The sequence below is a fragment of the Pseudomonas sp. B329 genome (genome assembly GCF_023127835.1).
In the GTDB taxonomy this organism is placed as follows: domain Bacteria; phylum Pseudomonadota; class Gammaproteobacteria; order Pseudomonadales; family Pseudomonadaceae; genus Aquipseudomonas; species Aquipseudomonas synxantha_A.
On the sequence record NZ_SPKP01000029.1, the window covers coordinates 1 to 12,675 of the forward strand.

11 protein-coding genes and 1 pseudogene are annotated in these 12,675 nt (G+C 58.6%); 5 read left to right on the forward strand and 7 right to left on the reverse strand.

Annotation, left to right across the window (positions count from 1 at the left end):
- Positions 1 to 247: 247 nt before the first annotated feature.
- Both E4P00_RS16505 and E4P00_RS16510 read right to left on the reverse strand, forming a co-directional pair.
- Positions 248 to 769, reverse strand: a pseudogene (locus E4P00_RS16505) (hypothetical protein).
- A gap of 94 nt (positions 770 to 863) precedes the next feature.
- Complete coding sequence (locus tag E4P00_RS16510; protein WP_032875090.1) at positions 864 to 1,250, reverse strand: TIGR03067 domain-containing protein; 387 nt, start codon at positions 1,248 to 1,250, stop codon at positions 864 to 866.
- A gap of 337 nt (positions 1,251 to 1,587) precedes the next feature.
- On the opposite strand from E4P00_RS16510, the gene E4P00_RS16515 reads away from it, so the two are divergent.
- Positions 1,588 to 2,925, forward strand: a complete 1,338-nt coding sequence (locus tag E4P00_RS16515) for a Wzz/FepE/Etk N-terminal domain-containing protein (RefSeq protein WP_078821418.1) — start codon at positions 1,588 to 1,590, stop codon at positions 2,923 to 2,925.
- Positions 2,926 to 3,189: 264 nt separating this feature from the next.
- Positions 3,190 to 4,089 carry a lipid A hydroxylase LpxO gene (lpxO, locus tag E4P00_RS16520; protein WP_032875099.1) on the forward strand — a complete coding sequence of 300 codons (900 nt, stop codon included), beginning with the start codon at positions 3,190 to 3,192 and terminating at the stop codon, positions 4,087 to 4,089.
- 19 nt (positions 4,090 to 4,108) lie between these two features.
- On the opposite strand, the gene ligD is transcribed toward lpxO, so the two are convergent.
- A complete protein-coding gene (ligD, locus tag E4P00_RS16525) occupies positions 4,109 to 6,628 on the reverse strand; it encodes a DNA ligase D (RefSeq protein ID WP_248132168.1) in 2,520 nt (839 codons plus the stop codon).
- Positions 6,629 to 6,652: 24 nt separating this feature from the next.
- Positions 6,653 to 7,492: a Ku protein gene (locus E4P00_RS16530; protein WP_216091315.1), complete on the reverse strand. Its 840-nt coding sequence runs from the start codon at positions 7,490 to 7,492 to the stop codon at positions 6,653 to 6,655.
- 184 nt (positions 7,493 to 7,676) lie between these two features.
- Between E4P00_RS16530 and E4P00_RS16535 the strand changes: the two genes are divergently transcribed.
- Both E4P00_RS16535 and E4P00_RS16540 read left to right on the forward strand, forming a co-directional pair.
- Positions 7,677 to 7,991: a hypothetical protein gene (locus E4P00_RS16535; RefSeq protein WP_078821416.1), complete on the forward strand. Its 315-nt coding sequence runs from the start codon at positions 7,677 to 7,679 to the stop codon at positions 7,989 to 7,991.
- Positions 7,992 to 8,003: 12 nt separating this feature from the next.
- On the forward strand, positions 8,004 to 9,161 hold the full coding sequence (locus E4P00_RS16540; protein WP_103735217.1) for a PQQ-dependent sugar dehydrogenase: 1,158 nt from the start codon (positions 8,004 to 8,006) through the stop codon (positions 9,159 to 9,161).
- Positions 9,162 to 9,223: 62 nt separating this feature from the next.
- Here E4P00_RS16540 and E4P00_RS16545 read toward each other — a convergent pair whose 3' ends face one another.
- Positions 9,224 to 9,703 (reverse strand): nuclear transport factor 2 family protein, encoded by a 480-nt coding sequence (locus E4P00_RS16545; protein ID WP_032875113.1) that lies wholly within the window; start codon positions 9,701 to 9,703, stop codon positions 9,224 to 9,226.
- Positions 9,704 to 9,759: 56 nt separating this feature from the next.
- A complete protein-coding gene (locus tag E4P00_RS16550) occupies positions 9,760 to 10,311 on the reverse strand; it encodes a TetR/AcrR family transcriptional regulator (RefSeq protein WP_005788500.1) in 552 nt (183 codons plus the stop codon).
- 125 nt (positions 10,312 to 10,436) lie between these two features.
- Between E4P00_RS16550 and pssA the strand changes: the two genes are divergently transcribed.
- Positions 10,437 to 11,780, forward strand: coding sequence for a CDP-diacylglycerol--serine O-phosphatidyltransferase (gene pssA / locus E4P00_RS16555; protein ID WP_032875119.1), 1,344 nt, complete (start codon positions 10,437 to 10,439; stop codon positions 11,778 to 11,780).
- Positions 11,781 to 11,849: 69 nt separating this feature from the next.
- On the opposite strand, the gene efeO is transcribed toward pssA, so the two are convergent.
- On the reverse strand, positions 11,850 to 12,668 hold the full coding sequence (gene efeO, locus E4P00_RS16560; RefSeq protein ID WP_216091318.1) for an iron uptake system protein EfeO: 819 nt from the start codon (positions 12,666 to 12,668) through the stop codon (positions 11,850 to 11,852).
- Positions 12,669 to 12,675: the final 7 nt, after the last annotated feature.

A 12,675-nucleotide genomic window follows, 5' to 3' on the forward strand; every position in this document is an offset into this window, starting at 1 on the left:
CGAACAGCCCCAGGTAACCCATCAGCACCGGTCAGTGGGCCGGGTAGTCGGCTATGTATCAGGCCTATCCGAGGAAGCTCCAAACAGCTTCTGGCCAACATTGGATCAGCTCGCGATCTGCCCATTACAAAAAGGCCTCAAGGGCCGGTAGGAGCACAGGCATCAATTCGCGACGGTCTGACCAGAGGTCAATGTTCGTTAGCACGGGTTGGAGCGGCTAAACGCCCCGGTGGCAGAACTCTGTAAATCAGTGGCTCATCGCAGCCTCCTGACTATTGCCTGGCTGACGTCGATAAGTCTGGTCGTTTTGCAAGAGCCGCCAGAGGATACGCAGGTTGCGGTTGGCCAAACGCACCGCCGCCTCCTTGCGCCCTAGGCGAGATACCCAACGCTGTAGCCACTGGTCGTCGGGCTGTTCTGAATCCGGTCGCACCTGTCTTAACACGGCGTGGGCCCCCTGGACCGCCAGGCTGCGCAAATACGCATCACCCTTCTTGCTCATCTTGCCGAAATTGCCCTATGCCTGCAGTAATCACGCCCATGCCTGAGCACCTGGCCCGGTTTCCACCAGCACCGTCACGCTTGCTGGAAGCTTAAGAAGAAAGGTTTGAAAGGCCTCTCGTGACTTAATCCGATCCTCGAATATCACCTGTCCGAGCGCATTCTCACCGGCCACCTGGAAGACCTTTTTGGCAAGGTCTACCGCGACGTTTACGCAAGTAGATACATCGGCTGACAAAGACTGATTGATCGTCGTATGCTTTTTCATGGGCTCGCCCTCGCTGTCGTTGGCTTCTATAAGAATGCCACCGTGGCGCATAGACGCCTCGGCTTGGGCGAGTCCATCTAATTACAGAGGTAACTCATGAGCGCCGCACAAAGGTGCGCATGGTTTGCCCAGGGCCGGTGCTGAATACGGTGGGCCTGGGCATGCCTTCATCCGCTGCGATAAATACGAAATCATCGCCGTCGAGCCGGTAACTGGCGGGAAGCTGCTTGCCCGCGTCATCGCCGATAGCGTCAATCCAGGTAATGCTTTTGGGCGTGGTACTGGCATCCAGGAAAAAACGGCCCGCCAGCAGTTGATCACCATTGACGGTGGTCACTTCGAAGCAATCGCCCGTGATGGTGGTAATAGCCCCTGGCGCACTGTGGGCGTCGGCGGGGTTGAGGATGCCACTGTCTTCAAGGGCAGTCTGCTCCCAGGTGCCTTGTAAGCCGCGTAAATCGAGAGTTGAAACAGACAGCATGCAAATTCCTTATTGCTGATCAGGGAAGCGCCCCGTTGCATCAGGTACGCAACCACGACGTAGGCGGATAAGTTTTTTCTTTAGAAGACAGCTATTTGACAGCATTTTGATGTTCTATTGACTATGCTTGCAAGCGCGCAAGTCCGACAATGCTGCGCCATTTGTACTACTCCTCGATATAAAACCGAAATAATCCTTGGAAATGTGGGATATTTCGGCTCGCTAAGTGGTCACATCGCCACCGGTCCGGCGTATCCAGGGCGTTGTCCCTGATTTTGAAGCCATTTAGGTTTCTGAGAATGATGGCCTTTTAGTATTATTTTAAGGTGTTCTTATTTTGAATCGCACTTCCCCGCTCCCGCCCTCCGTAGCGTCTGATGAAATTGACTTGTTTGAATTGTTTCACGCCATCTGGCGACAAAAAAAGCTGGTAGTCGGATGTACGCTTCTGGTGGGCGTATTAGGGGCAGGGTACGCGTTCCTGGCACCCAAGACTTATGAAGTCAGCAGTGTGCTGCGGCCTGCGGCAATCAATGAACTGGATGCGTTGAACCGTTCGGAAGTCTATAAGTTGCCTCCCGCTGACGCCCTGATGAAAGTGGGAGCACAGTTAGACTCTTACGAGGCGCGCTTGGGATTTTTCAAGGAACACGAGGAATTGTTCAAGGCGTTCAAGAAGCCGGGGCAGAGCCTTGAGCAAAGCTTTGAGGCGTTCAATCGAAACTCTGTCAACCTGATCTTGCCGGACCCGAAGAAATCAGACTCGCTGAGCAGCTATATTCGCTTGGAACTGCAATATCCGACAGACGTTGATGGTGTCGCGATCCTCAACGGCTTTGTAGACTACGCCATCGCCGCCGAGCGTCAGCAGGTTGGCGCCGACCTCAAGGTGATCGTCAATAACCGCTTGAGCGAACTCAAAGGCAAGATCGACGCCGCCCGTGACAACTACGATACGGAAAAGGAATCCAAGATCGCCAAGTTGCTCGAGGCTGACCGACTCAAGCGTGCCCAGTTGCAGGATGAGCTCAGCGCGCTGCGCTTGCAGATGAAGATGGAGCGTACCAATCGCCTGGCCGAGCTGGCGGAAGCCATCTCTATTGCCAAGTCCATGGGCATTCGCACCCCGACGACACCATCTTCCATGGCGGACTCCACGCGCAGTGGGTCGAGCCAGGTCATGCGCACAGAGGTGAACAATCAGAAGATCCCGCTGTACTTCATGGGCACCGAGGCTCTGGAAGCCGAACGCGCTGCGCTGCAACAGCGCACCAGCGATGACTTCACCAACCCGCGAATTGCCGAGATTGGCAAGGATTTGCAACTGCTCGAAAGCAACCGCGAAGTCGAGGTGCTGCGCAAGCGCGGCAATGAGGACATATTCCTGCAGGACGTCGAGCCGCTTCGTGCTGAAGTTGCCAGGCTGCGTGGCTTGAACATCGACATGAGCAACCTCAAGCTGGTAACGGTCGACCGCCGCGCCCAGGAGCCTCTGGCGCCGATCAAGCCGAAAAAATCGTTGGTCATTGCGTTGAGTCTGGTAGGCGGCCTGTTGCTGGGGCTGATGATCGCCTTGATCCGCCACTTTATCCGCAGTCGTAGCCAGGTTGTCCCCTATACCGCGTTGGCAGACGCTAGTTTGCCCCGCCGTGACGGTAAAGACGCGCCGCAATAATCGCAGTAATGCCTTTAAACAGGCGGGCGCACAAGCCCGCCTGTTCCCACCCCAGCACACTCAGTAGACAGCTTTTCACAATTCTTAGTTAACCTTTGGTTACAAAGTATGGCTAAATAACGGCCAATGGTTACACGCCGCAAGGTCGCCCAGCCTGCCGTGTTACCTGTACGTGAATTGTGATTTCAGGTGCTGCATATCCATCCTCGGCCGTTGTGGGCCCGCAGGAGCAGCCTGTTCTCTCCCTGACTTGTGACGAATCCCTTGAAACTCATCATTGTTGCTCTCTACGTTGCCTCCATTGCGTATGTACACCTGCGTGGTCGGGTGCGACACAAGCTGGGTCGCCAGCTTAGCGATCACTCGACGTTCCTGGCGCCGATCAACTGTTTCCTGTACTTGTTCTCCAAGCAGCCCAGCCGTCCCTATCTGTCGCCCAGCGATTTTCCAGACCTGAGCCCCCTGCAGGAACATTGGCAAGAGATCCGCGAGGAAGGCCAGAACCTGATGCGGGCCGGGGAGATCAAACGTTCGGATCAGTACAACGACGTGGGTTTCAACTCGTTTTTCAAGTCGGGCTGGAAGCGCTTTTACCTCAAGTGGTATGGCGACAGCCACCCTTCGGCGATGAAGCTGTGCCCGCGCACCACCGAGTTGGTGCAAGGGATCGGCTCGATCAAGGCCGCGATGTTCGCCGAACTGCCACCGGGCTCCAAGCTGGTGCGCCACCGTGACCCCTACGCGGGCTCCTATCGGTATCACCTGGGGCTCGATACGCCCAACGACCCAGGGTGCTACATCAATGTGGATGGCGAGAGCTATTACTGGCGCGACGGCGAGCCGGTGATGTTCGACGAGACCTACATTCACTACGCAGAAAACACCACCCAGCAGAACCGCATCATTCTGTTCTGCGATATCGAACGCCCGATGAAGTACCGCTGGGCGGCGGCATTCAACCGTTGGTTCAGCCGCAATGTAATGGCCGCTGCAGGCTCGCCCAATGATGATGGCGACAAGACCGGCGGCCTCAACCGCGCCTTTACCCGCTTGTACAAGATCCGCCTGCGCGGCAAAGAGCTCAAAAAGCGCAACCGCACACGCTACTACCTGGAAAAATGGGCGATCTTTGCCGGTCTGGCGCTGATCTTCATTCTTATCTGAACCCTGTGCCGGGCGCGAATCACTGCGGTGGTTTTGCGCCCAGTTTGTCCCACATCTTCTTGCCGATTTTCTGCCGATTGGCATAGCCGGCCCATGGGTCGCCCTTCAACCCCTGCAGACGCTCATGCAGGTTCGCCACCGTCCACTGCTGGGCCCCGCGCAATCCTTTCAATTCTTCCCGACTGACCGGCACCGATACCGGCAGACCCGGCCGTGCACGCACGGAGTATGCCGCCACAGTGCTGGCGCCACGGGCGTTGCGCAGGTAGTCGATAAAGATCTTGCCCACACGGTTTTTAGGGCCGCTGGTGGCGGTAAAGCGTTCGGGCAGTTGCTGGCTCATAAATTGGGCAATGGCCTTGGCGAATGCCTTGACGGCGTCCCAGCCATCACGCCGGGCCAGCGGCACGATCAGGTGCAGACCTTTACCGCCGCTGGTCTTGACGAAGGCTTGCAAGCCCAGCTCATCCAGCACCGACAGGGTCAGTTCGGCCGCTTCCAACATGGATTTCCAGGGCAGGGCCGGGTCCGGGTCGAGGTCCAGGACGAACAGGTCAGGGGTTTCAATCTTGTCCGTAGTGGCGCCCCAGGTATGCAACTCGACAGTGCCCATTTGCACGGCGCCGGCCAGCGCCTCTGCGCTGTCTACCTCCATCAGGCGTGCATGACCGGGATCCAGGGCCTGATCCAGTTGCTTGATGTGGGGAATTGCCAGGCGTTCAGAGTGCTTCTGAAAAAACTGCTCCCCTTCGATGCCTTCGGGTGCGCGCAGCAGCGACACAGGGCGACCACGCAGGAACGGCAGGATCCATTCGCTGATGTCGGCGTAGAACTGCGCCAATTGCTGTTTTTGCGTGCCACTGTGCTTGTCGATAATGCGATCGGGGTGGGTGATTTTCACGTTCTTCACCGCTTTGTCGGCTTTATCGGTTTTCTGCTTCTTCGAGGCATTGACCGACTTTGCCGCACGCGGCTGTTCATGAATGACCTGCGACGCAGGCTTATCAGTGCGCAGCCCCACAAAGGCCGCCTGGCGCACCACGCCTTCACGCGTCCATTCGGCGAATTGCACTTCACCCACCAGGCGCGGCTCGACCCAATGCACGCCACGGGCCTGGGTGCTGGTCAAAGGCTTTTGCAAGGGCGAGTCCTTGCGCTCCAATGGCGTGAGCTTGGCGTAGATGGATTTCAACGTGGCCTGATCAAATCCGGTGCCCACACGCCCGGCATATACCAGCCCGGTTTCATCGTTGACGGCCAGCAGCAGCGCGCCAAACCCGCTGCGCGAACCCTGAGGGCGGGTGTAGCCAACAATCACAAACTCCTGGCGCAGGCGGCATTTGAGCTTGATCCAGTCAGCACTGCGGCGGGACACATAGGGGCTGCCTGCACGCTTGCCGATCACGCCTTCGAGCGCCAGGTCGCAGGCGCTTTCGAAAATATCGCGGTGGTTGGCGGCAAAGGCTTCGGAGAAACGCAGCAGTTTGCTTTTGCTGCCGGCGAGCGCAGCTTTAAGCGCAGCCCGACGCTCCTCGACCGGATCTTCGCGTTGATCACGGCCGTTCAGGAAGGGGGCATCAAACAGGTAATAGACGATGTCCAGGCTGCGGCCGATATCGAAGGCATTCTGCAACGCCTGGAAATCCGGCAACCCGTCGCCGTTGAGGCTGACCACTTCGCCATCCAGCCAGCTGTCCTTGAGCTTGAGGGCTTGCAAGGCTTTGGCCTGCCGCGGCAGGCGTTCGGTCCAGTCGTGGCCGTTGCGAGTGAACAGGCGCACTTCACCGTCATGGATGCGCGCGAGAATGCGATAACCGTCGAACTTGATCTCGTAGCTCCAATCGCCCTCGGGGGCGCGATCGACCAAGGTCGCCAATTGCGGGGCAAATTCTTCGGGTATGGCGCTCACTTGCGTGCGGGCCTTGGCCTTTGGCGCTGGCTTTTTTTTGACTTGGACCTTGGCCTTGGGCGTGCCGACCACCGCATCGCTGAGCACGCTGGCAGGCTCGGCGTCGACAATATCGTATTCAGAAGCGGGGCGTGCCTGCTGGTCTTTTTCCTTGATCAGTAGCCACTGCTCCTTGTCGCCACTACCCTTGAGTCGGGTGCGTACCAGGGTCCAATCCCCAGCGAGTTTTTCGCCCACCAGCGTGAACTTGAGCTTGCCGGCCGCATAGGCTTTGCGCGGCTCGTCATGGGGTTGCCAGATACCTCGGTCCCACACAATCACATCGCCTGCGCCATATTGGCCGGCTGGGATGCTGCCCTCGAAACCGCCATAGCTCAGGGGGTGGTCTTCAACGTGGACCGCCAGGCGCTTCTGGCTTGGGTCCAGGCTCGGGCCCTTGGGCACCGCCCAGCTCAACAGCACGCCGTCGAGTTCCAGGCGAAAGTCATAATGCAGGTTGCGCGCATCATGCTTTTGAATCACGAAGCTCAGCGCCGAGGCTTTCCGCTTGCTGGCGGGTGAGCTGCCGGCGGGTTCGGCGGTGATCTTGAAATCGCGCTTGCGGTTGTATTCGCTCAGGGGCTTTGCCATGTCGCGCTCCAGTCAATGGCAGGCTCAAGAGGCCTTTTTGTTGGATTTCTTCGCGGCGGGCTTTTTCGCCGCGGGTTTGCCCGCCAGGCTGCGTTTAAGCAGTTCGGTCAGGTCGATAACATCGGCGGATTTGCGCACTTCGCTGTCTTGGCTCGACTCCACGTCTTCGATCTTGCCGGCCTTGGCCTTTTTCGCCACCAGCGCCATGATCTTGTCCTGGAAGCTGTCGCGGTACTCGTCGGGTTGCCAGTCTGCACTCATGTCTTCCACCAGGCGCTTGGCCATGTCCAATTCACCCTTGGCCAGGGTCGGTTTGGTTACATCGGCACCGAGTTCCAGCTCGTCCAGGCTGCGCACTTCTGCGGGCCAGCGCAGCATCACCAGTACCAGGGCCGATTCGAGCGGCATCAACGCGGCCAAGTGCTGTTTGGTATGCAGCACCACATTGGCCAGGGCGACCTTGCCGGTTTTCTTCAGGGTTTCGCGCAGCAGTGCATAGACCTTGCCGCCACGTTTGTCCGGCGCCAGGAAGTAGGGCGTGTCGATGTTTTGCAGGGGGATCTGGTCAGCGGCGACAAACGCGATGATCTCAATGGTCTGGGTCGATTTCGGATGGGCCGAGCGAATTTCATCTTCGCTGAGCACCACATAACGGCCCTTCTCAAAGGCGACGCCCTTGACGATATGTTCCTTGGTGACTTCCTTGCCCGTGGTTTTGTTGATGCGCTTGTAGCCGACCGGGTCCATGCTGCGTTTGTCCAGCCAGTCGAAATCAACGCCTTGGGAAGATGTCGCCGAGACCAGCGACACCGGGATATGAACCAGACCGAAACTGATAGCGCCTTTCCAGATTGCCCGTGGCATAACTCCGATTCCTTAAAAAGTGAGCCTGTTCTGGTGACTCGCAGGCCGCGGCAAAAGTTTCGGCGGGCAGATGCTCGGACAGATCGTGTTACACCTGATGAGAAACTATTTAGTGTCGCAACCCGAACCCATGGCGTAGCGTGTTATCGAAAGCACGTAGTACTCGGCATAGAGAGGCTCCGTCATGAATGCTTATGTACGTTATCTTGCAGTACTTGCGCTGGGCCTGGCCCTGGCGCCTTGGGCCCAGGCGCAAAACCTGCCGGGCCAATACGACACCAATAACAGCCCGATTCACCGGGCCAACCCCAATAGCATGCAGGGCACTCAGCCCAATGCACCTGCGGCCGGCGGTATCCAGACTGCGCCCACCGGCCCTCGGCCGACCGTGGAAAACCGCGGAATCGGCAATACGTATCCCAAGCGCGACGTAGCTCCCAGTCGCCCGGCCACCGAAACCAAAGCACCCACCTATGATGCCAACGGCAATCGCCGGTAAGGACTTCGCCTTATGTTTCTACGCAAAACTCTGCTAGCGGCTGTCTGTGCCGCCACGCTGCTGCCGCTGACCACCGTTTATGCCGCCGATAGCCAGCAGTTCCCCAGCGAGCAAGGCAGCATCACCGTCACGCCGATCGCCAAAGGCCTGGATCATCCATGGGCGCTGGCGTTTCTACCGGATCAGCAGGGCTTCCTGGTGACCGAGCTTCCCGGGCATCTGCGATTTGTCAGCCCCGACGGTAAGCTTTCCGCTCCGTTGAAGGGGGTGCCGCAAGTCTGGGCCAAGGGGCAGGGCGGTTTACTGGATGTGGTGTTGTCACCAGACTTCAAGCAGGACCGTATGGTCTACCTGTCGTACGCCGAAGGCGGCGGGCAGGATGGCAAAGCCGGAACCGCTGTGGGGCGCGGGCGCCTGTCTGCTGACATGAGCGGCCTGGAGGACTTCAAGGTGATCCTGCGCCAGGAGCCCAAGCTGTCTACCGGCAACCACTTCGGCTCGCGCCTGGCGTTCGATCGTGACGGCTATCTGTTCGTGACCCTGGGCGAGAACAACGACCGCCCGACCGCCCAGGACCTGGACAAGCTGCAAGGCAAAGTTGTGCGCATCTATCCAGATGGCCGCGTACCGGATGACAACCCCTTCGTCGGTCAACCCGGTGTACGTCCCGAGATCTGGTCCTACGGCCAGCGTAACCCACAGGGCCTGGCGCTGAACCCGTGGAGCGGCACGATCTGGGAAAACGAGCATGGGCCGCGTGGGGGCGATGAAGTGAACATCATCGAGCGCGGCAAGAACTACGGGTGGCCGCTGGCGACCCACGGCATCAACTACTCTCTGCTACCGATTCCCGAAGCCAAGGGCAAAACGGCAGAAGGCACGGTGCAGCCCCATCATGTCTGGGAGAAGTCCCCGGCCATCAGCGGCATGGCGTTCTATGACGCCGACCGGTTCAAGGTGTGGCAGCACAATCTGTTTATCGGTGCGCTGGGCACTCAGGAGTTGATTCGGTTGCAGTTCGAGGGTGACAGGGTCGTTCACGAGGAACGTTTGCTGGGCGAGTTGAAAGCGCGAATTCGTGACGTGCGGCAGGGGCCGGATGGGTTTCTGTATGTGCTGACGGATGAGGATAATGGCGTGTTGTATCGGGTCGGGCTGAATCAGGACTGATGCCCTTCGGTAATCGCTTTTTGTAGGAGCGAGCAAGCTCGCTCCTACAGAGGGTAAGAGAGCTACAGCCCTAGGTCTGACAAGCCCGGATGATCATCCGGGCGACGCCCCAGCGGCCAGTGGAACTTGCGTTCGCTTTCCTGGATCGGCTTATCGTTGATGCAGGCAAAGCGGTTGGCCATCAGGCCGTTCTCATCGAACTCCCAGTTTTCATTTCCGTAGGAACGAAACCAGTTGCCGGAGTCGTCATGCCACTCATAGGCATAGCGCACGGCGATGCGGTTGCCGGTGAACGCCCACAACTCCTTGATCAATCGATAATCCAGTTCCCTGGCCCATTTACGGCTCAGGAACTGCCTGGCTTCTTCGCGGTTGTGGGCGAATTCGGCGCGGTTACGCCACTGGGTGTCCAGGGTGTAGGCCAGGGAAACCCGTTCTGGGTCGCGGGAGTTCCAGCCGTCTTCGGCCAGCCGGACTTTTTCGATGGCTGACTCGCGAGTAAAGGGCGGTAGGGGCGGGCGGGCTTGTGCATTGGCTGACATGGGGTGGCTCCTTAAAACAATAGGGTTGAATGATAGAAGTTGCCAATTCCGAGAATTCAAAGTCCCAATAACGTTCGCGCCATGCATTGCGCATTATCGGCAGCTGTTGAATCACCCATGATCAGGGCAACGGTAATGGCGCCATCGATCAGGATCAGCAGTTGCGCGGCCTGCTGTTGCGGGTCGGGGGTGCCATGTGCTTGACACAGTTCAAGTGCGTACTCGAACAGTTTGTGTTTATGGGCCTTGGCCAGCAGGCGCACCGGATCTTGAGCGTTGCCGGTTTCGCCACTGGTATTGATAAAGGCGCAGCCGCGAAAATCCGCGGAACCGAACCAGCTTTTCAGGGCGCTGAACAGCGCCAGCAAGCGCTCGCCGCTGTTGTCGCTGCGTTCCACTTCGCTGCGCAGCCACTGCATCCAGCGTTCGTCGCGGCGCTGCAGGGCGGCAATCACCAACTCGTCCTTGTTGGCGAAATAGCGATAAATGCTTTTTCTCGATACGCCAGCGGTTTTTACCAGCAAGTCCATGCCGGTGGCGGCGATGCCATGGCGATAGATCAGCTTTTCGGTGACGTCGAGGATAATGTCGCGGGTTATGTCGTTCATGCTTACTACAGTAGAACGATCGTTCTTCTTGGTCAACCGGCTTTTTTCCATGCCGTACGGCGAGACCTGAGCAGCCCCATGGTGTAAGCTCTGGACCTCTTCGGATTCGACCCATTGCGAGCCCTATGCCGTCGTTCTTCAAACGCTCCCTGTTGCCCAAACTACGCGGTTTCCCGCTGTCCCCGGAGGCCATCGAGGTGCTGTCCGGCGCCGATGCCTATCGTCGCTGCCTGCTGGAAAAAATCTCCCAGGCGACGCGTCGCATCTACATCGTCGCCTTGTACTTGCAGCACGACGAAGCGGGGCAGGAGATCTACGACGCGCTTCACGCTGCCAAGGCGGCACGGCCGGAGTTGGACATCGTGGTGATGGTCGACTGGTTGCGCGCCCAGCGTGGCTTGATTGGCGCCGGCAAGCAGCCGGGCAACAGCGCCTGGTACCAGGCCATGACGCAAAGCCACGCCAGCGAAGTGCCGGTGTATGGCGTGCCGGTGCAAACCCGCGAGCTGTTTGGCGTATTGCACCTCAAGGGCTTTGTGATCGATGACAGCGTGCTGTACAGCGGCGCCAGCCTCAACAATGTGTATTTGCACAAGTTCGACAAGTACCGCTTTGATCGTTACCACCTGATCCATAGCCAGGTGCTGGCCGATTCTATGCAACACCTGATCGAGCACGGCCTGGTGGCATCCAAGGCCGTGCACCGCCTGGACCTGCCCAACCCGCCGACCACCCGCAGCCTGCGCAACGATATCGGCGACCTGCGCAGCCGTCTCAAGCACGCGGCCTATGACACCACGGCCGGGCAGTTGCCCAATGGTCACCTCTCGGTGAGCCCGTTGCTCGGCGTTGGCAAGAACAACCCCCTGAGCCGGGTCATTCTGGAGCTGATCGCCAGCGCCCAGCAGCAGTTGACCATCTGCACCCCGTATTTCAACCTGCCGTTGCCGGTGACCCGCGAGATCAACCGCGCACTGGCACGTGGGGTGAAGATCGACATCGTGGTCGGCGACAAGACGGCCAACGACTTCTATATTCCGCCCAGCGAGCCGTTCAAGGTGATCGCGGCCTTGCCTTATCTATATGAGATCAGCCTGCGGCGCTTTGCCAAGCGTCACCAGCCGATGATCGACAGCGGCCAGTTGAACCTGCACCTGTGGCGCGATGGCGACAACACCTACCACCTTAAGGGCATGTGGGTTGACCAGCGCTATACCTTGCTGACCGGCAACAACCTCAACCCCAGGGCATTTCGCCTCGACCTGGAAAACGGCTTACTGATCGACGACCCCAAGGGCCAATGGCTGGAGCCGCGGCGTACCGAGCTGGCGCAGATTTTCCAGCACACCACGCGTATCCGGGGCTACCAGCAATTGCAGACGTTGGTTGATTACCCGCCGGCAGTGGGTAAATTCCTGCGTCGGGTCAGCCGAGTGCGCATTGAGCGTTTGCTGTACCGCATTTTGTAGCCGTTATCCCGCAGGCAAAAAACACCCAGGCCCTCAACAGGGCCTGGGTATTTTTTTTGCCGGTAGCCTTTAATTCAAACCCAGCTTGCCGCGCAGCATCGACAAGTCTTCAGCCAGGGTGTTGACCGGGCCTACCAGGGCCTTGCGGTCGTTGTCCTTGACCTTGTCGTAGGTTTCAAAGCCGCCATCCTGGGTCTTGTACTTGGCCAGGATCTTGTCCACGGTGGCGAAGTTTTTATCGACCTTGGCCAGGAACGCCTGGTCCTGCTGCCCGATCTCGCCACGGAACAAATCGACGATTTTCTTCGCACCGTCGATGTTGCCCTGGAAGTCATACAGGTCGGTATGGCTGTAGCGGTCTTCTTCGCCGGAGATCTTGGTGGCAGCGACTTCCTCCAGCAGCGCCGCAGCGCCGCCGACGACTTTTTCCGGCGGGAAGGTCAGGCCATCGACCCGCGTCTTGAGATCGTTCACATCGGTATTGAGCTTGGCGGTCAGTGCTTCCAGGCCCTTGGTCGAGTTTTGCGCGAACAGCGCGTATTCAATCCGGTGAAAACCGGTGAAGTCTTCGGCCGTTACACCTTTTTCATGGTCATCGACACGCGAATCGATGGACGCGTCGAGGTCGCTGAACAGCTCGGCGATCGGCTCGATGGCCTCATAGTGCACGCGGGTCGGCGCATAGAGCTTCTTGGCGGTGGCCAGGTCACCTTTATTGATGGCGTTGGTAAACGCCTGGGTCTGGGTGACTAGTTCGCCGATTTCCTCGGTAACGTAGATCTTGTAGTCCGATACCGGGCCTACCAGGTCGAGCGGCGCGGTAGCGGCGAAGGCAGCCAGCGGCGCAAGGCTCATTAACAACGACAACGCGATAGACGACTTCTTCATGGGGGCA